17 protein-coding genes are annotated in these 17295 nt (G+C 66.3%); 9 read left to right on the top strand and 8 right to left on the bottom strand.

Annotated elements, in window-relative coordinates; all coding sequences use genetic code 11:
• Positions 1-132: 132 nt before the first annotated feature.
• Positions 133-1104: a Bug family tripartite tricarboxylate transporter substrate binding protein gene (locus QTI05_RS02505; RefSeq protein ID WP_286622784.1), complete on the top strand. Its 972-nt coding sequence runs from the start codon at positions 133-135 to the stop codon at positions 1102-1104.
• A gap of 34 nt (positions 1105-1138) precedes the next feature.
• Here the strand turns inward: QTI05_RS02505 and QTI05_RS02500 are convergent, their stop codons facing one another.
• Together QTI05_RS02500 and QTI05_RS02495 are read right to left on the bottom strand one after the other, a co-directional pair.
• Entirely contained in the window at positions 1139-2371 is a 1233-nt protein-coding gene (locus tag QTI05_RS02500) for an acyl-CoA dehydrogenase family protein (RefSeq protein ID WP_286622783.1), read from the bottom strand.
• Between the two features lie 193 nt (positions 2372-2564).
• Positions 2565-3341 (bottom strand): enoyl-CoA hydratase/isomerase family protein, encoded by a 777-nt coding sequence (locus QTI05_RS02495; RefSeq protein WP_286622782.1) that lies wholly within the window; start codon positions 3339-3341, stop codon positions 2565-2567.
• Between the two features lie 152 nt (positions 3342-3493).
• Between QTI05_RS02495 and QTI05_RS02490 the strand changes: the two genes are divergently transcribed.
• A complete protein-coding gene (locus tag QTI05_RS02490; protein WP_286622781.1) occupies positions 3494-3880 on the top strand; it encodes a hypothetical protein in 387 nt (128 codons plus the stop codon).
• Positions 3881-3886: 6 nt separating this feature from the next.
• On the opposite strand, the gene QTI05_RS02485 is transcribed toward QTI05_RS02490, so the two are convergent.
• The 5 genes from QTI05_RS02485 to QTI05_RS02465 all read right to left on the bottom strand — a co-directional run bounded on the left by QTI05_RS02485 (position 3887) and on the right by QTI05_RS02465 (position 9209).
• On the bottom strand, positions 3887-4960 hold the full coding sequence (locus tag QTI05_RS02485) for an AI-2E family transporter (protein ID WP_286622780.1): 1074 nt from the start codon (positions 4958-4960) through the stop codon (positions 3887-3889).
• Positions 4961-5065: 105 nt separating this feature from the next.
• On the bottom strand, positions 5066-6844 hold the full coding sequence (locus tag QTI05_RS02480) for a hypothetical protein (protein WP_286622779.1): 1779 nt from the start codon (positions 6842-6844) through the stop codon (positions 5066-5068).
• Positions 6845-7000: 156 nt separating this feature from the next.
• On the bottom strand, positions 7001-7702 hold the full coding sequence (locus QTI05_RS02475) for a GntR family transcriptional regulator (RefSeq protein WP_286542191.1): 702 nt from the start codon (positions 7700-7702) through the stop codon (positions 7001-7003).
• Between the two features lie 6 nt (positions 7703-7708).
• Positions 7709-9037 (bottom strand): C4-dicarboxylate transporter DctA, encoded by a 1329-nt coding sequence (locus QTI05_RS02470; protein WP_286542192.1) that lies wholly within the window; start codon positions 9035-9037, stop codon positions 7709-7711.
• 10 nt (positions 9038-9047) lie between these two features.
• A complete protein-coding gene (locus QTI05_RS02465; RefSeq protein ID WP_286622778.1) occupies positions 9048-9209 on the bottom strand; it encodes a hypothetical protein in 162 nt (53 codons plus the stop codon).
• A gap of 72 nt (positions 9210-9281) precedes the next feature.
• Between QTI05_RS02465 and QTI05_RS02460 the strand changes: the two genes are divergently transcribed.
• Positions 9282-10334, top strand: coding sequence for an alpha/beta hydrolase family protein (locus QTI05_RS02460; RefSeq protein WP_286622777.1), 1053 nt, complete (start codon positions 9282-9284; stop codon positions 10332-10334).
• An 81-nt stretch (positions 10335-10415) separates the two neighbouring features.
• Here the strand turns inward: QTI05_RS02460 and QTI05_RS02455 are convergent, their stop codons facing one another.
• The gene (locus QTI05_RS02455; RefSeq protein WP_286622776.1) at positions 10416-11210 is read right to left on the bottom strand and encodes a fumarylacetoacetate hydrolase family protein; all 795 of its coding nucleotides are present in this window, start codon (positions 11208-11210) and stop codon (positions 10416-10418) included.
• A gap of 231 nt (positions 11211-11441) precedes the next feature.
• On the opposite strand from QTI05_RS02455, the gene QTI05_RS02450 reads away from it, so the two are divergent.
• Genes QTI05_RS02450 through QTI05_RS02425 form a run of 6 tightly spaced genes read left to right on the top strand, consistent with a single transcriptional unit; the run spans position 11442 to position 17280 of the window.
• Positions 11442-12290, top strand: a complete 849-nt coding sequence (locus tag QTI05_RS02450; protein WP_286542195.1) for a branched-chain amino acid ABC transporter permease — start codon at positions 11442-11444, stop codon at positions 12288-12290.
• Positions 12281-14047, top strand: a complete 1767-nt coding sequence (locus QTI05_RS02445) for a branched-chain amino acid ABC transporter ATP-binding protein/permease (RefSeq protein ID WP_286542196.1) — start codon at positions 12281-12283, stop codon at positions 14045-14047. The genes QTI05_RS02450 and QTI05_RS02445 overlap by 10 nt, the downstream gene beginning before the upstream one ends.
• On the top strand, positions 14037-14744 hold the full coding sequence (locus tag QTI05_RS02440; protein ID WP_286542197.1) for an ABC transporter ATP-binding protein: 708 nt from the start codon (positions 14037-14039) through the stop codon (positions 14742-14744). Before QTI05_RS02445 ends, QTI05_RS02440 begins: the two co-directional genes overlap by 11 nt.
• The gene (locus QTI05_RS02435) at positions 14734-15345 is read left to right on the top strand and encodes a cupin domain-containing protein (RefSeq protein ID WP_286542198.1); all 612 of its coding nucleotides are present in this window, start codon (positions 14734-14736) and stop codon (positions 15343-15345) included. The genes QTI05_RS02440 and QTI05_RS02435 overlap by 11 nt, the downstream gene beginning before the upstream one ends.
• Positions 15338-16690: a phosphopyruvate hydratase gene (gene eno / locus QTI05_RS02430; protein ID WP_286622775.1), complete on the top strand. Its 1353-nt coding sequence runs from the start codon at positions 15338-15340 to the stop codon at positions 16688-16690. Before QTI05_RS02435 ends, eno begins: the two co-directional genes overlap by 8 nt.
• Complete coding sequence (locus tag QTI05_RS02425) at positions 16687-17280, top strand: NADPH-dependent FMN reductase (RefSeq protein ID WP_286622774.1); 594 nt, start codon at positions 16687-16689, stop codon at positions 17278-17280. The genes eno and QTI05_RS02425 overlap by 4 nt, the downstream gene beginning before the upstream one ends.
• The last annotated feature ends 15 nt before the right edge of the window (positions 17281-17295 follow it).

Below are 17295 nucleotides of genomic sequence, written 5' to 3'. Positions count from 1 at the left end.
CTGTGATGCGCCGGGGCGCATACCGGCGGGCCCCTGGCGGCCGCGTCGCATAGCAGCTATGCGCGCGGCAGCGGTGGCACGCGGCGCGCCCGTCCCTAAAGTTCATCCAGGACAAAAACGGAGACATCAATCATGAACGGACTTTTCTTCAAATCCGCGGCCGCACTCACGCTTGCGCTGGCCGCCGCCTCGGGATGGGCGCAGGCCTATCCGACCAAGCCGATCCGCGTGGTCGTGCCTTTTCCTGCGGGTGGGCCGGTGGACCAGACCGCCCGCGCGCTCGGTGCCAAGCTGAGTACCTCGCTCGGCCAGTCCATCGTCATCGACAACAAGGGGGGCGCGGGCGGCCTGCTCGGTGCCGACGCGGTGGCCAAGTCGCCCGCCGACGGCTACACGCTTCTGTTCTCGTCGGCGGGCGCGCTGGCCATCGTGCCGCACCTCGTGCCGTCGATGCCCTACAACCCGCAAAAGGATCTGGTGGCCGTGACCCAGGCCCTGAAGGTTCCGGCGGTGCTGGTGGTGGCGGCCAACTCGAAGTACAAGTCCTTTGCCGATCTGAAGGCTGCCGCCACCGGCGACGCCAGCAAAGTCAACTACGCCTCGGCCGGCAGCGGCACCACGCCGCACCTGCAGGCAGAACTCCTCAAGCGGGAAGCGAAGCTGAGCATGAGCCACATCCCCTACCGCGGCGCGGCACCGGCGCTGACCGACCTGATGGGCGGGCAGGTCGACATGATGATGGCCGACATTCCCGTGGTGCTGCCATTCATTCAATCGGGCAAGCTGCGCGCGCTGGCGGTGACCAACGCCAGGCGCATTCCGGTTCTCAAGGACGTGCCCACGGTGGCCGAGCTCGGCCTGTCCAAGGCCGAGGCCTACAACTGGTACGGCATGCTCGCTCCGGCACACACGCCGCCCGAGGTCATCAACAAGCTGCACGGTGCCGTCGGGGCCGCGCTGCGCTCGCCCGAACTGAAGCAACAGTTCGAGCAGCAGGGGGTCGAGGTCGTCGGCAGCAAGCCCGAAGAGTTCGCCTCGTTCATCTTCGCGGAGTCGGAGCGATGGGGCGCGCTGGCCAAGGCCGTGGGCGCCAAGCTGGATTGATCACCAGCGGCCGCCCGGTGCGGCGGCCCTGGATTCAAACGGGTACCGGCTGCTTGCGCTTTGCCAATTCCAGCTTGGCGATGGCGTTGCGATGCACTTCGTCAGGCCCGTCGACGATGCGCACCGTGCGCTGATGCGCATAGGCCTCGGCCAGCCAGAAGTCCTGGCTCACGCCGGCGGCGCCATGGGCCTGAATGGCCCAGTCGACCACCTTGCACGACATGTTGGGGGCGACCACCTTGATCATCGCGATCTCGGCACGCGCCTCCTTGTTGCCCACCGTGTCCATCTTGTAGGCGGCATTGAGCGTGAGCAGGCGCGCCTGGTCAATCAGGCAGCGCGACTCGGCAATGCGCTCGTGCCATACCGACTGTTCCGCCAGCGGCTTGCCGAAGGCCACGCGTGCGCGCAGCCGGTCGCACATCATCTCGAGCGCGCGCTCGGCGGCGCCGATGGAGCGCATGCAGTGGTGGATCCGTCCGGGGCCGAGGCGGCCCTGCGCGATCTCGAAGCCGCGGCCTTCGCCCAGCAGGATGTTGGCCACCGGCACGCGCACGTTCTCCAGCAGCACTTCCATGTGCCCGTGCGGCGCGTCGTCGTAGCCGAACACCGAGAGATGGCGCAGCACCGTCACGCCAGCCGTGTCGCGCGGCACCAGCACCATCGATTGCTGTGCGTGGCGCGGCGCGTCGGCATCGGTCTTGCCCATCACGATGAAGATCTTGCAGCGCGGGCTGCCTGCACCCGAGGAAAACCACTTGCGGCCGTTGATCACGTACTCGTCGCCTTCGCGACTGATCGTGCACTGGATGTTGGTGGCGTCCGACGAGGCAACCGCGGGCTCGGTCATCAGGAAGCCCGAGCGGATCTCTCCGGCGAGCAGCGGCGTCAGCCACTGGTCCTTATGCGCCTCGGTGCCGTAGCGCTCGATGGTTTCCATGTTGCCGGTGTCGGGTGCCGAACAATTGAACACCTCGCCCGACCACGAGACGCGGCCCATCACTTCGCACAGGGGCGCGTAGTCGAGATTGGAGATGGCCGGCACGTCGCGATGCGCATGCGGCAGGAACATGTTCCAGAGGCCCGCCGCGCGCGCCAGCGGCTTGAGCTCCTCGATCAATGGCGAAACCTGCCAGGCGTTGCCCTGGCGGCGAAACGCGTCCATCTCTTCGTAGTAGCGCGCCTCGTTGGGATAGATGTGCTGGTCGAAGAACTGCTGCAGCCGCTGCAGCAGCTCGAATGTCTTGGGAGAAGGGTCGGCAAACATGGCGTGTCCTTTGCTGTGGGAGAACCGCGCGGGGGTCAGCGCGTGCTGGGACGGATTAGAACGCCCGCGCAGCACAATGACTGTCCCGCTGGTTACGACCTACAGCAAGTTGTTGCTCGATCGAGCCGTACACCCGGCGCGCTTGACGGCCTCGGCCCGCCTGGCCGAGTCCGGGCGGATCAGGGCTGCAGACTCAGCGCCCCGTGAAGACCGGCGGGCGCTTCTCGGCGAACGCGCGCTGGGCTTCCTTCGCGTCGTCGGTCTTCGCGATCTGCGCTGTCATGTCCTGCTCGTAGCGGTAGCCGTCACGCAGGCTCATGTCCTCGATCACGTTGAGCGTGTGCTTTCCCATCCGGGTGGACACAGGGCTCTTGGATGCGATGGTGGCGGCGAGTTCGAGCGCGGTGGTCATCAGGTCCTCGGGGGCGGTGCAGGCCTCCACGATGCCGAGCCGATACAGCTCGGCGCCCGTCACGCGCATGCCGGTCAGCATCATGCGGCGCAGGCGCGAATGGCTGAACAGGCGCATGGCGTGGCGGCAGCCGCCGAGCAGGCCGACGTCGACCTCGGGCAGCCCGAGCGAGGCTTTTTCCGAAGCGATCAGGATGTCGCTCGAAGCGGCCATCGCGAGGCCGGAGCCGAGCGCGGCACCATTGATGGCGCAGATCACGGGCTTGGCGCATTCGCGAATCGCGTGGAAGCATTCGCGCGTGCGGCGCGAATGGGCCACCAGGTCGCCCGGCCCCTTGATCATCTCGGCCCGCCCCTTCAGATCCGCGCCGGCGCAGAACACCTTGCCTTCCCCCGTGAGCACGACGACACGGACTTCGTCCATCTCGGAGATTTGATCCAGCGCGGAAGTGAGTTCGTCGTTCAGCACCCGCGTCAGCGCATTGACGGGCGGCGCGTTCAGCGTCAGCGTGGCCACGTGGTTGGCAATGACCACTTTGAGTTGAGAGAAGTTGTCCATGGTGTCTCCTGATGCCGTTTGGCCGGCACCTCGAGGGCAAGTCTACGAGCCGCTGGTTCGGGCGACGAGCAGCAGCGCCGCACACCAGCTATGCCTCGGGCGACATAGCGCGAGGAGGGCGCCGGCCTCTTGTGTTCCGCTAACCTGCGGCAATGGCAAACCTTGCATCACGCAGCGTTCGGTGCGCGGGCCGCGCCGCCTTGGTCGCGGCGCTTCTGGTGGCCACCGCCTCGGCAGCGGCAGCGCCCGTTTGTGCTGTCCGCGAGGGCGATCTCCTTGGCAGCTGGCAATCGGGGAATGGCCCCTTCGAGCAAATGGCGTTCTCGATGGACAACGGACGGCCCCTGTTCAATTCCTGGCTGCATGACCGGCCCGAAGTTTCCGGCGGCAGCTGGCAATTGACCGGCTGTGCATTGCGAATCTCGTCAAGTCAGGGCGATGCGCAATGGAACCTCGAGGTTGCAACCTTGAGCGCGAAGCGGTTGACGGTGCGTGAACGCGGCCAGCGCAAGTTGACGACCTATCGGCGGATTCCCTGACCGCACTCAGACCCCGGGCGCGTTGTCGTCGTCCTGCTCGTTCGAAATCGCAAACAGATCCCACGCCGCCATGAACAGCGCGGCAATCACCGGCCCGACCACGAAGCCGTTGATGCCGAAGATCGCCATGCCGCCGATGGTCGACATCAGCACGATGTAGTCGGGCATCTGCGTGTCCTTGCCGACCAGCACCGGGCGCAGGATGTTGTCGACCAGGCCGATCACGAACACGCCGACGAAGATCAGCACGCCGCCCTGCCAGAAGTGGCTCGTGGCCAGGAAGTAGATGGCCACTGGCCCCCAGATCAGCGCCGCACCCACCGCCGGCAGCAGCGACAGGAAGGCCATCAGCACCGCCCACAGCAACGCGCCCTGCACACCCAAAAACCAGAAGGCAAGGCCACCGATGGTGCCCTGCGCGATGGCGACGGCCACGTTGCCCTTGACGGTGGCCCGGATCACGGTGGTGAACTTGTTCAGCAGGTAGTGCGTGTGCGGCTTGGCCATCGGCAGTGCGTCGCGCATCGTCTTCGAGAGCGCGGCGCCGTCGCGCAGCAGGAAATACAGCAAGTACAGCATCACGAAGAAGCTGACGACGAAGTCGAAGGTGTTTTGCCCGATGGTCAGTGCCTGGCTGGCCACCACCTGGCTGCCCTGCGCTGCGCCTTCGGAGATGCGTTTTTGCCAGGCCGCCATGTCGCCGAGGTTGAAGCGCTCGAGCAGGCCCAGCACCCAGCGCGGCGTGGCATCCAGGATCTGCTGGAAGTACGCCGCGAAATTGATCTGGCCCGAGCGGATGTTCTGCGTGACCAGCGCCACCTCCTGCACCAGCGAGACGCCGATCATCGCGAGCGGAAGAATCACGATCACCAGGCAGATCGTCAGCGTGGCGAGCGCCGCGGCATTGCGCCGGCCCGGCATCTTCTTGAGCAGCCGCTTGTAGAGCGGCGTGAACAGGATCGCGAATGCCACGCCCCAGAGCACGGCGCCGAAGAACGGCAGCAGCACCCAGATGAAAGCGGCCGTGACGGCGGCCAGAAGGGCAAGGAAGACGCCGCGTTGGAGTTGGGGGGAGTTCATGGTTGGATCGGACTTTAGCCGAGGCCGATCCTGCCCCTGTCGGCGGGCGCACCGCTGGCAAGCCATTGGGTGGCGGCCGGCGCTGCGCCCTGGTGTTTACGTTGTTCAGGGCGCGACAACGAAGGTGCCCAGGTAGTCAACCGGCATGGTGCTGCCGTCGAGGGTGTAAAGCAGCTTGATCCGAAAGGCGTAGTTGCCCGCCGGCAGGCAGTTGTTGATTGGCAGCCCCGCGGATGTGTATTCGAACGTCCGAACACAGGCGGTGTGGCCGAGTTGGAACAATGTGGTGCTCGGGTTCGGCTGGTAGTCGCGTCGCGAGGCCTCGATGAAGCGGGTGCGCTTGTTCACCGGTATGGCGGTTTGCTGTTCGGGCGTGTAGAGGATTTCCTCCGCACCCGGCGCCGCCAGTGCCAATGTGCCGCGCGCCGCCGTGGCAGAGAAGCCACCGTATTGGTAGTAGACCTCGTGCGCCAGCAGCGAAGTCAGAGTGGCAGTGGCCGGCGCGAGCACGTAGGGCTCGGTGGACTGGGCTACCTCCAGTTTCACGGTCAGCTGCGTTGATGGTACCCAGGCTGCCGAACCCTTGCTCCAGAAGAAATAGTCCAAGTTATAGTTGCCGGCCGGCGTCCCACCCGGGATGCTCAAGCGCAGCGACCCCTTGCCGTCGCCGTCGTCGGTGAGCACGGCGGCAAGGTTTGGCGGCGCGGCGCCGGTTGTCAGATACCAAGCCCCCATCGCCGTGCCCTCGGCCGGGTTGAGCTTGAGCGCGACCTGCTGCGTTGCTGCGCCGAACGGCACGCCTACATTGATCGTTTTGCTGCCGTTGGCGTCGAAGCGCACGTTACGCTTGACTACTACGTCGTAGGGCATCGACAGCGGCACATTGCCGAGCCGCACCGAGCAGTTGAAGTCAAGACAGGCGTAAATTTTGAAGTTGCCACGATAAGTGCCTGGCTCCTTGGCATTTGGCTTCATTTGCACGAAGAGTCCGCCTTGGCCATTGTTGTAGAACGGCAGGGCATTCTGCACGGAATAGAGGCCATCGGGATCGTCGATGTAGACGAACAACGGCTTGCCTGCGAGCACGCCGAAATCGCCTTGCGCAGAGAAGGTCCAGAAGGTGTCGGTTGGTACCCCCATACTCTCGTAGCTCTGCGACTGGATGGCCGCCGGCGTCGTGCCGGTGAGGGTGAGATTGACGGTGGTGAAGGTCGGACTTAGCGGGATCGTGGGCTGCCCGTTGCCGTCAGCGCCCGGCCACGCGTAATAGCCGATTCCCTCGTTGCTGTAGTTCGGATGGTGCGCGATTACCTCGGCGCGCTCTGACGCCGAGACGGTATAGAAGTGTGTGCCGGTGGCGGTGTTGAAAAAGCGGTATATCGGCGCGGTGCCCGCGGCGGCGCTGGTGCTGGCATACCACGCCACCCCTTCGTAGCTGTACGTCTGCGCCAGCGTGGCTCGAACCTGATCACGTTCTGCCTGGCTGATGGTGTAGAAGTGCGAGCCCGTCCGGGTGTTGAAGAAGCGATAGACGGGCTGAAGTCCTGCTTGTTCGCCGTCGTAAGCGTAGTAGCCCACGCCCTCGAACTGGAACTGTCGGTAGTTCGCGATGACCTGGTCGCGCTCGATGGTGTTGCGCGTGTAGAAATGCGTTCCGGTGTTGGTGTTGAAAAAGCGGTAAAGCGGCACGCGAGCGGGGCCGGCCGCCTTTTCCAGTACCACATCGGCCTCGGCGATGGCCGCGGCTTCGCTCTGCCGGAAGGTGGTCGCGCTGACTTTGACGGTTGAGAGATCCACGACTGATGAGTCGCCACCACCGCCGCAGGCGCTCAGCATGGCGGCCAACGCGAGACCACTGGCCCAATAAAGCAGACTAGTTCTCATGATTCCCTTCTGACATGTGGCGCGCACGATAGCCGATGTCCGAGGGAATAAATTCGGCCAACGGGCCAAGCGTCGCTCCTTGCATGACAAAAGTCGCGCGGATGCTGGTATATCCGCGCACCAAGATACCGTGCTGGCGCCCGCCGGCCGCTATCCTCAGCGCGACGCACCTGACCGTGCCACCGGCATGAGGGTCGCGCGCAGGCGGGCCGGCGCATCGGGCGCGGCCACGCTTTCGACCTGGAGTGCTTCTTCGACATTGCCGATGTGGGCGATCATCAGCTCGCGCGCGCGGGCCGTGTTGCCGGCCTCCAGCGCGGCGACGATCGCGCCATGCTCGGCGCACGACTGCCCGGCTTCGTGCTTCGACTGGTAGAGCGTGGCGGCCAGGGTGGTGCGCGCAGTCAGGTCGCGCAGCACGTCGACCAGCAGCCGGTGCCCCATCTGCTGGGCCAGGCACACATGAAAATCCGCCAGCAGAAAGGCCCGCGTGGCGGCGTCGGCACCTTCGATCGCGCGCTGCTCTTCGACGATGTGGGCGCGCAGGGTCTTGATGACCTTCTGCAGGGGCTTGCCGGCCTCGGCCAGGATGCCGGCTTCGACGATGCGCCGCGCGGCGAAGGCATCACGAGCTTCTGCCGCAGAAGGCTGCACCACATACCAGCCGCGCTTGGACTGCACCTCGACGAAGCCGCGCGCCTGCAACTGCATCAGGGCCTCGCGCACCATGGTGCGGCTCACCCCGAAGTTGCCGGCCAGCGCCTGCTCGCCGAGCCGCTCGCCGGGTGCGAGCTTCTGCGCGAGGATGGCTTCGACCACGCGCTCGGCGATGGTGGTGGGGGTAACGGCGTCGGCCATGCGCTCTCAGTGTGCCGCAGCGGCTGCCGCTGCCACCGGCGAGCCGGGTTCGGCCAGAGGTTCGTCGTCCGGCGAATAGGTGCCGTCGAGCACGGCATGGGCGCGCTCGCGGTCGATGTCGCCTTCCCAGGCCGCGATCGCCACGGTGGCGACGCAGTTGCCGATCAGGTTGCCGAGCGCACGGGCAATGCCCATGAACCAGTCGACCGAGAGCACCAGCACCAGCCCGATGGCCGGAATCGCCGGGATCGCGTGCAGCGTGGCGGCCAGCACCACGATCGCCGAACCCGGCACGCCATGCGCGCCCTTGGACGTGACCAGCGCGATCGCCAGGATGGTCAGCAGGTCGGCCATCGAGATCGGCGTGTTGGTCGCCTGTGCGATGAACACGGCCGCCAGCGTGATGTAGATCGAGAACGCGTCGAGGTTGAACGAGTAGCCGGTGGGAATCACCAGGCCCACGGTCGAATCGCGGATGCCCATGCGGCGCAGCTTGGCCATGATCTGCGGCAGCACGCTGTCGGACGAGGTGGTCGCGAACACGATGGCGAGTTCCTCGCGCAGGTAGCGCAGCAGCTTGAACAGGCTGAAGCCCGACAGGCGCATCACGATCCCGAGCACGACGAACACGAAGACCAGCACCGCGCCGTAGAAGAGGGCGACCAGCATGCCGAGCTGCTTGAGCGAGCCGATGCCGTACCGGCCGACCGTGAAAGCGATGGCACCGAGCACGCCGAGCGGCGCCAGCTTGATGATGATGCCCATGATCTTGAACAGCACCAGCGAGAGCGAATCGACCACCACCGCGACCGGCTTGCCCAGGTCGCCCAGCAGCGCCAGCGCGCAGCCGAACAGCACCGCGAACAGCAGCACCTGCAGCACGTCGCCGGTGGCGAAGGCATTGACCACCGTGGTGGGGATCAGCTTCATCAGGAAGTCGACCGTGCCGCCGCTGGTGAGCTTGTCGGCATTCGATGCGTAGGCGCTCATCGCGGCGGCGTCGAGCGTGTTCGGGTCGACGTTCATGCCCACGCCGGGCTTGAACACGAACGCCAGCACGAGGCCCATCGCAAGGGCGATGGTGGTCAGCACCTCGAAGTAGATCAGCGACTTGACGCCAACCCGCCCGACGCGCTTGAGGTCGCCGGCGCCTGCGATGCCGTGCACCACGACGCAGAACACCAGCACCGGGATGATCATCTTGATCAGCTTGATGAAGCCGTCGCCCAGTGGCTTGAGCTTGATGGCGAAGTCGGGGAAGAAGAGGCCAGCCAGCACGCCGAGCACCAGCGCAATGACCACCTGACCGAAGAGCGATTTGGCGAAACGGGGCATGACCGGCCTTTCAAATGTTGAATGCAAGAAAGCGGATAACTTGCATACAAGAAATGTAGGCAAGATCATCGCCCGGGGTGAAGAGGGTATTCCCGAGCCACCCCCAAGCAAGCGGCATGCGCGTTTGGGTAGAGCGCATGCGCGTGTTGATGAGCGCATCCAATGGATTCATTTGCTTTCCTCGTTGGACTTGCCGGGTTCGCGCTTCTCTAATTCATGCGTCACTACAACGAGGAGACGCTCCATGCTTCACCTGTCCGGAAGGATTGCTGCCGCGGCCTGCGCACTTGTCGTCGGGTCCGGCGCGGGCATTGCGGCCGCCGCCTCGATCGGCGGCCCCCTGAATCTGGCCGACGAGGGAATGTTCTTCGTCAACGGGAAGCCCGCCACCTCCCGGCATCCGGGCGTTTCGCCGGCCGGCCCGGTGCCGCCCGGGACGGTGACCGTCAACCAGATGTATGTGCACTACCGCATCCCCGCCAACCGAACCAGCGCCATCCCCATCGTGCTGGTGCACGGTGGCGGTTTGAGCGGCATGAGCTACGAGACCACGCCCGACGGCCGGGAGGGCTGGGCGACCTACTTCGCGCGCAAGGGGCATGCCGTCTACGTGGTCGACACGCCCGGGCGTGGCCGCTCCGGCTTCAACGCGACAGCTATCAACGAGGCCAGGGCCGAGGGCAGCGTCTCCGGGCTGCCCGCCAGCGTGTTGATGGTGACGGCTGAACTGGCCTGGCCTCTCTTTCGCTTCGGGCCTTCACGCGGCACGGCATATTCCGACACCCAGTTTCCGGTCGAAGCCTTCCCTGCATTCGCGTCCCAGGGCGTGCCCTTTGCCGAGGCCATGCTCGAGGGCGGTGGCATGGGCACAGCACCGCAGGCGCTCGCCGCGCTGCTGGACGACATCGGGCCCGCGATCGTCATGGTGCACTCGCTGGCGGGGCCCTTTGCCGATGCCGTGGTCGGCCTGCGTCCCACGCTGGTCAAGGCGGTCGTCAACATCGAGGGCGCGCAGTCGGTCGTTCCCACAGATCCGCAGATCGCGGCCTACAAAGGTGTTCCCGTGCTGGAACTGTTCGGCGACCATCTTGACGCGCCCGTGTTCACCGGCCAGCCCCGCTACGAGGCTCGCAAAGCCGTGGTGGAGCGCATCAACCGACTCGAAGGAGGCAGGGCGAACCTGGTGCGGCTTCCCGACGTGGGCCTGAAGGGCAACTCGCACATGATGATGCAGGACAGGAACAACCTGCAGGTGGCCGACTTCATCCTGGGCTGGATCGCGGACAAGGTGCGCTGAGTCGTCCTCCGGTGCTGGTTGATGGGCATGGCAATGACGAAGCCGGAACCGCTCACGGCCGACCTCGAGGCCGGCCGTTCGTTACGGACGCGGCGCGTTGCCGCGATCCTCCGCCACGACATCGTTGCGCAGGATGCCGATGCCTTCGATCTCGACCTCGATGGCGTCGCCCACCTGGATCGGGCCGACGCCCGCGGGGGTGCCGGTCATGATCATGTCGCCCGGCAGCAGGGTCATGTACCGGCTGAGGTAAGCAATGATCGCCGGCACCGGGAAGAGCAGATCCGCGGTCGTGCCGTCCTGGCGCACCGCGCCGTTGACCCGCGTGATGACGCCGAGCCTGGAAGGGTCCAGCCCGGTGGCGATCACCGGTCCCATCGGCGCGAAGGTGTCATAGCCCTTGCCCGCCAGCAGGCAGCCGAATTCGCTTTCACGGCGCTGCAGCACCCGATCGCTCACGTCGTTGCCGCAGGTGTAGCCGAGCACATGGTCCAGCGCACTCGCCTCGGACACGTGGCGCGCCTTCTTGCCGATCACGACAGTGAGCTCGCCCTCGAAGTGGATGTTCTGTCCGTCGTCGGGGTAGACGATCGATTCGTTCGGGCCGATGACGGTCGTGCTCGGCTTCATGAACAGCACGGGCAACTGCGGCACCGCCTTCCCGGACTCCTTGGAATGCGCGACGTAGTTGTAGCCGAGCCCGAACACGCGAGGCCGCTCGATGGGTGCGAGCAGGCGCACGGCTGCGAGCGCATCGATCGCGCCGCTGCGCTTCAGGCCGTCAAGCGGCGAGCCCTCCAGTCGAACGATCGACGTCTCGTTCTCGATGATTCCGTAGTGGACGCGTTCGTCCAGCGCGTATCTGGCGATGTGCATGGGTGATTTCCGTTTTCTTCCGTTGTGGCCGATATCTGATGCTAACGTTAGCCTTCAGGATGCTGGTTGTCAACGAAGGCTATACACAAGCAATATCTTTTGAAAAGTCGTTGACAAGCCGAATGCTCGTTTGCAAGAATATGCGCGAACGTTAGCACAAACAAGGAGACATTCGATCATGAGCAAAGCTGGACACCTTCTGCGGTTCACATCCGCGAACGCGCGCGCACCATGGGCCTGACACTGCTCGCCCAATCGGCCATCGGCGGCTTGCTGCTCGGTGGCATCTACGGCTTGCTCGCGCTCGGACTCAGCCTGAGCTGGGGCTTGCTGCGCCTGGTGAACCTGAGCCACTTCGCCCTGGCCTTTCTGGGGGCCTACCTCACCTACCAACTGGGAACGCAATTCGGTATTGCGCCGTGGCTCTCGGCGCTGGTCGTGGTGCCTGCCTTCTTCGTCGCCGGCGTTGCCTTGCACGCCGTGTTCGTGCGGTTTCAGGTCAGCGAGTTCGCATCGATGCTGGTCACGTTCGGGATCACCATCCTGATCGAGTCGCTGATCCAGTGGCTCTGGTCTGCGGACTACCGCAAGTTCGAATCCGGCTATGCGCAGGCGTCGCTGCGCATCGGGCCCGTGTTCGTGCCTGTGCTCGAGCTTGCCGCCTTCGCTTGCGCGGCGCTCCTTGCGACCGCCGCGTGGGCCGGGCTGAACCGAACCCTGCTCGGCAAGGCGCTGCGCGCGGCCGCCCACGATGGCCCGATCGCGGCAGCCTTCGGCATCAATGCCAAGCGTCTTTCGTACCTGCTGGCCGGCCTGTGCGCCGCCTCGGCCGGCATCGCTGGTGTGTTCATCGCGTTGACCTCGACGCTCGCGCCCTCGCAGATAGAGGCCTGGATCGGCGTCGTCTTTGCGGTCGTGATCATCGGCGGGCTCGCCCGGCCGCTCGGCGCCCTGGCTGCCGGCTGCCTGATCGGCGTTTCAGAGTCGGTCACCATGGCGGCAGTCAATCCTGCCTGGGCACCGCTGGTTGCGTTCTCGATCCTGATCGTCCTTCTGCTGTGGAGGCCCAGATGGCTCTGACCTCGCAACACGCCCGTGCAGCGACCGTGGCGGCAGTGGCAGGCCTGATCGTGCTTCCCTATGCAGGCGTTGCCGACTTCTACCTGTCGTATCTCTATGTCGTTTTCTTCTGGATCGCGCTGGCCACCAGCTGGGGCATCCTGAGCGGCTACTCGGGCTACTGGAGCTTCGGCCACGCTGCGTTCTTCGGTGCCGGTTCCTACACGACGGCCACGCTGGCCGGCAAATGGGGCGTGCCATTTCTGCTGACCATTCCAGCGGCAGCGGCGATCGCGGCGGCGCTCGCGCTCGGAATCGGGTGGGTGGTGTTCCGCATCAACACCCTGCGGGCCGAGTTCTTCGCGCTGCTGACGCTCTCGGTGACCTACGTGCTGGCGGCCGTCATCTCCAATACGCCGCTCGACGGCGGTGGCGGGGTCTACCTGAGCAATGTCTCCATTCCGCAGCTCGGCACCACGGTGCCGGGGGCCATCTACCTGCTGGGCCTCGCGCTGGCGTTCACCGCGCTCGCGGTTTCGCGCCGGATACTCCGCTCGCGCCTCGGAGCGGGTCTGCTGGCCATCCATGACGACGAGGACGTGGCGGAGGTCAAGGGCGTGCCGACGCTGCACTACAAGCTCGTCGCCTTCGCCGTCTCTTCGGCGATCGCCGGCGCAGCGGGGGCGATCCAGGCCGCCTACGTGGGCTATGTCACCGTCGGGGAGACCTTCTCGATCACGGTGCCGCTGTACGTCGTGCTCATGAGCATCCTGGGCGGCGCCCGCCACTGGGCGGGGCCGGCCATCGGCGCCACCTTGATCACCGTCGCGTTGAGCCTCTTCGTCGGTGGCGGGCACGCCGAACTCGGCCGTGCCGGCGTGGCGCTTGCACTCGTGGTCGTGATCCTGGTCCTGCCCCAGGGGATCGCGCCCAGCCTGCTCGCCCGCCTGATCCGCCGCAAGGACGCTGCGCCTGCGCCTGTGGCGGCGAACGAGCCCCGCAACGTCGTCGCCATGAAGCCGCCTGCCATCCAGGCCGCGACCGGACGGCCCTTGCTGACATGCCGCGCGGTCGCGAAGTCCTTCGGCGGCATCCGGGCGCTGCAGGGCGTCGACCTGCAGGTCGAAGAGGGCGAGATCCTCGCGCTCGTCGGGCCGAACGGCTCCGGCAAGTCGACCTTGATCAACATGATCAGCGGGCACTTTCCGCTCAGCTCCGGCAGCATCGAACTGCAAGGCGCGTCCATCGATGGCCTGGCACCCCATGAGGTCGCGCGCCGCGGCATCGCGCGCACCTACCAGATCCCGCGCCTGTTCAATCACCTGACGGTGCTGGAGAACGTGCGGCTGTGCGCCTTCTTCGGCGGCGCGTCCGATGCGCAAGGCGAGAGCCCGGATGAACTGGCCCGTCGCTGGCTCGCGTTCACTGGTCTCGAAGCCAAGGCAGACGTCCTGCCGCCCGCACTCAATCTGCATGAACGCAAGTTCGTCGAACTCGCGCGCGCTTTGGCAGCCCGGCCGCGCCTGCTGCTGCTGGACGAGGTGCTTTGCGGATTGACCCCGACCGAAGTCGACCACGCCATCGCAATGATCCGCAAGATCAGGGCGGGCGGCACGACCATCGTCTTCGTCGAGCACCTGATGCGCGCCGTGGTCGCGCTCGCCGATCGCATCGCCGTGCTCGACCAGGGCACGCTGCTCGCCCTCGGACTCCCGCGCGAAACGATGCAGGATCCCCGCGTCGTGGGCGCTTACCTGGGGACGGCCCATGCTGCTTGAAGTACGAAACCTGCACGCCTCCTATGGCGACGCGCCTGCGCTCTGGGATGCGACGCTGGACGTTGCCGCGGGCCAGATCGTGGCCGTGGTCGGTCCCAATGGCGCAGGCAAGAGCACGCTGATCAACACCATCGCGGGCATCCTGCGCGCGCGCAAGGGCGAGATCCGGATCGACGGCGCGGACATCGCGAAGATCCAGAGCCATCGCGTGTGCGAGCACGGCATCGCCATCGTTCCGGAAGGGCGGCGGCTGTTCACGCACATGACTGTGCTCGAGAACCTCGAACTCGGTGGCTGGCGCGCCGACGCGCGCGCCTTGCGCGAGGGCTCGCTCGAAAAGGTGTTGTCGCTGTTTCCGATCCTCAAGGAGCGCCGCCATCAGATCGCAGGCTCGATGTCGGGCGGGCAGCAGCAGATGGTGGCGATCGGCCGCGCGCTGATGGCGCGTCCCCGGCTGTTGCTGATGGACGAGCCCTCGCTCGGCCTTTCGCCTGCCGTGGTCGACGACATGTTCCGGATCATCCGGACGATCAACGAGCGCGGCGTGGCCGTGCTGCTGGTCGAGCAGAACATCCACAAGGCGCTCGAGATGGCGCACCACGCCTATGTCATCGAGCAAGGCCGAATCGTGGCTTCGGGAAAACCGGACACGCTGCTCAGCAACCCTCGCATCCGGGAGGCCTATCTTGGCGTCTGATCTTTCATCGGGCGAGGGCGCACCGCTCGCCATCCGCCGCGTCGTCACCGGCCATGATCGAGTCGGCGCGTCCGAGGTGGCGCTCGACACCCGCGTCCCCCGTACCGATGCCTTCCAGCACATTCCGGGCATGGTGTCGCGCCTGGTGTGGGCCAGCGCGCCGGTGCCGGGCCTGCCCTTCGACGGTGTGGATCCGACGCCCGCCGTTGCCGACTTCGTTCCTGCAGCGGGTGCGACGCGCTTTCTGATCGTCACGTTCCCGCCCGACAGCGTGTTCGCGGCGCCGGACTTCGACCCCGCAGCCGCTGCCGCGGAAAACCTCGCCATCAGCCCGGGGCTGGCCGAGTGCTTCGAGCCCGACGGCATGCACGCGACCCCGACCATGGACTACGGCATCGTGCTCGATGGCGAGATCTGGCTCGAGCTCGACGAAGGGCGCTCGACACATCTGCAGCGCCACGACGTGGTGGTTCAGCACGGCACGCGCCACGCGTGGCGCAACAAGAGCGAGCGCCCGGCGACGCTCGCCTTCGTGCTGATCGGCGCCTCGGCCGCGGCACGGAACGACACGCCATTCGACACAGGAAATGCTCATGACTGATACAAGGATCACGCGACTGCACGGGCGGCGCGTGTGGGATTCACGCGGACGGCCGACGGTGGAGGCGGAGGTCACCCTGGCCTGCGGCACCGTGGCCCGCGCCATCGCGCCCGCCGGCGCCTCCACCGGCAGCGGCGAGGCGCTCGAGCTGCGCGACGGCGGCACCCGCTTCGGCGGGCTCGACGTGACGAAGGCGCTCGGCTCGATGCGCGAGATCGCGTCATCCCTCGTCGGGTTCGATGCACGCGACCAAGCGGGAATCGACGCGCGCCTGGTAGCACTCGACGGCACGCCGAACCGCAGCCGCCTGGGCGGCAACGCGATCGTGGCCACCTCGATGGCGGTGCTGCACGCCGCGGCTTCGGCGGCAGGGCAGCCCTTGTGGCGCTATCTCGCCGGCGGGCGGCCGGTGCGCATGCCACTGCCCGAAGTGCAGATCTTCGGCGGTGGCGCGCATGCGGCGCGGCGCGTCGATGTGCAGGACTTCATGGTGATGTGCCCGGCCGCCGGCAGCTTCAGCGAGGCGCTCGCATGGACTGCGGAGATCTACCTTGCCGCCGGCGCGCTGATGAAGAAGGCGGGCAAGCTTCAAGGGGTTGCCGACGAGGGCGGCTACTGGCCGGCCTTCGACTGCAACGAAGAGGCGCTGGACACGCTGATGCAGGCCATCGCCGATGCGGGCCTGCGCCCGGGCGAGCAGGTCGGCATCTCGCTCGACATCGCGGCCTCCGAGTTCGGCCGCGACGGGCGCTACACGCTGGCGCTGGACGACCGCAGCCTCGACACCGGCGAGATGATCGCGATGCTCGGCGGCTGGCTCGACGCCTACCCGATCCTGTCGATCGAAGATCCGCTCGCCGAAGACGACCCGGCCGGCTTCAGGCAGTTCACCGCAACCTATGGTGGCCGCTGCCAGGTCATCGGCGACGATTTTCTCGTGACCAACGCAGCGCGCGTGGCGGCCTCTGCCGCCGACGGCTGCACGAACGCGGTGCTGATCAAGCCCAACCAGGCCGGCACCATCAGCGAGACGCACGCCGCGCTCGAGGCCGGCAAGCAGGCGGGCTTCGCAACCATCGTTTCGGCACGCTCGGGCGAAACCGAGGACGTGACCATCGCGCACCTCTCCGTCGGCTGGGACGCGGGCCAGCTCAAGGTGGGTTCTTTCTCCCGCTCCGAGCGCATGGCGAAGTGGAACGAGGTGCTGCGCATCGAGGAATCGCTGGGCCGCGAGGCGGTGTTCAGCGGCTGGTCCGCATTGCCGTTCCGGCATCACCCCGGCCATCCAGGTTCTCTTGTCAACACGGCGCAGGCCACATCTCAACAAGGCAGTCACTCCCAATGAATACGACGATCCGGCTGGCAGGCATTTCGGGCAGCCTGCGGCAAGCTTCCGCCAACACGGCCATTCTCCAAACGCTCCAGGCGTCGCTGCCAGCGGGCGTGGAGATGACGCTGCTGCCGCTCGACGGCATACCCCTGTACAACCAGGACTTCGACGGGCCCCAGTCTCCCGACGCAGTGCGGCAGTTCAAGGCGGCGATCGATTCCAGCGACGGTGTCGTGCTGTGCTCCCCGGAGTACAACTTCGGGACATCGGGCGTCTTGAAGAACGCGCTCGACTGGGCATCGCGGCCGGCATTCGCTTCACCGCTCAAGGGCAAGCCGGTGCTGGTCATGACCAGCTCGCCGGCATTCACCGGCGGCGTGCGCGCACAAGCCCAGTTGCGCGAAACGCTGGGCGGCACCTTGTCGCGCGTCGTCGCGAGACCGCCGGTGGTGATCGGTGGCGTCAACGGAAAGATCCAGGACGGGCGCCTCACCGACGCAGCGAGCCTGACCTTCGCGCTCGAAGCCATCAACGACCTCGTCGCCGAGATCAGCCTGCTTCGTGCGGCACGGGCGCCGGTATCCCCGCCGGCCGAGCGCCGCTAGGCCAGACCCTTCCTC

This window comes from Variovorax fucosicus, assembly GCF_030316825.1.
Lineage (GTDB): Bacteria > Pseudomonadota > Gammaproteobacteria > Burkholderiales > Burkholderiaceae_C > Variovorax > Variovorax fucosicus.
This window is presented reverse-complemented; position numbering and strand designations above follow the sequence as displayed.

Bases quoted from the DNA above. Each gene is read 5' to 3' on its own strand.
- eno (WP_286622775.1), top strand. From the start codon at position 15,338: ATGACTGATACAAGGATCACGCGACTGCACGGGCGGCGCGTGTGGGAT.
- QTI05_RS02500 (WP_286622783.1), bottom strand. From the start codon at position 2,371: ATGTTTGCCGACCCTTCTCCCAAGACATTCGAGCTGCTGCAGCGGCTG.
- QTI05_RS02445 (WP_286542196.1), top strand. From the start codon at position 12,281: ATGGCTCTGACCTCGCAACACGCCCGTGCAGCGACCGTGGCGGCAGTG.
- QTI05_RS02490 (WP_286622781.1), top strand. From the start codon at position 3,494: ATGGCAAACCTTGCATCACGCAGCGTTCGGTGCGCGGGCCGCGCCGCC.
- QTI05_RS02465 (WP_286622778.1), bottom strand. From the start codon at position 9,209: ATGAATCCATTGGATGCGCTCATCAACACGCGCATGCGCTCTACCCAA.
- QTI05_RS02495 (WP_286622782.1), bottom strand. From the start codon at position 3,341: ATGGACAACTTCTCTCAACTCAAAGTGGTCATTGCCAACCACGTGGCC.
- QTI05_RS02470 (WP_286542192.1), bottom strand. From the start codon at position 9,037: ATGCCCCGTTTCGCCAAATCGCTCTTCGGTCAGGTGGTCATTGCGCTG.
- QTI05_RS02440 (WP_286542197.1), top strand. From the start codon at position 14,037: ATGCTGCTTGAAGTACGAAACCTGCACGCCTCCTATGGCGACGCGCCT.
- QTI05_RS02450 (WP_286542195.1), top strand. From the start codon at position 11,442: ATGGGCCTGACACTGCTCGCCCAATCGGCCATCGGCGGCTTGCTGCTC.
- QTI05_RS02480 (WP_286622779.1), bottom strand. From the start codon at position 6,844: ATGAGAACTAGTCTGCTTTATTGGGCCAGTGGTCTCGCGTTGGCCGCC.
- QTI05_RS02485 (WP_286622780.1), bottom strand. From the start codon at position 4,960: ATGAACTCCCCCCAACTCCAACGCGGCGTCTTCCTTGCCCTTCTGGCC.
- QTI05_RS02455 (WP_286622776.1), bottom strand. From the start codon at position 11,210: ATGCACATCGCCAGATACGCGCTGGACGAACGCGTCCACTACGGAATC.
- QTI05_RS02460 (WP_286622777.1), top strand. From the start codon at position 9,282: ATGCTTCACCTGTCCGGAAGGATTGCTGCCGCGGCCTGCGCACTTGTC.
- QTI05_RS02505 (WP_286622784.1), top strand. From the start codon at position 133: ATGAACGGACTTTTCTTCAAATCCGCGGCCGCACTCACGCTTGCGCTG.
- QTI05_RS02425 (WP_286622774.1), top strand. From the start codon at position 16,687: ATGAATACGACGATCCGGCTGGCAGGCATTTCGGGCAGCCTGCGGCAA.
- QTI05_RS02475 (WP_286542191.1), bottom strand. From the start codon at position 7,702: ATGGCCGACGCCGTTACCCCCACCACCATCGCCGAGCGCGTGGTCGAA.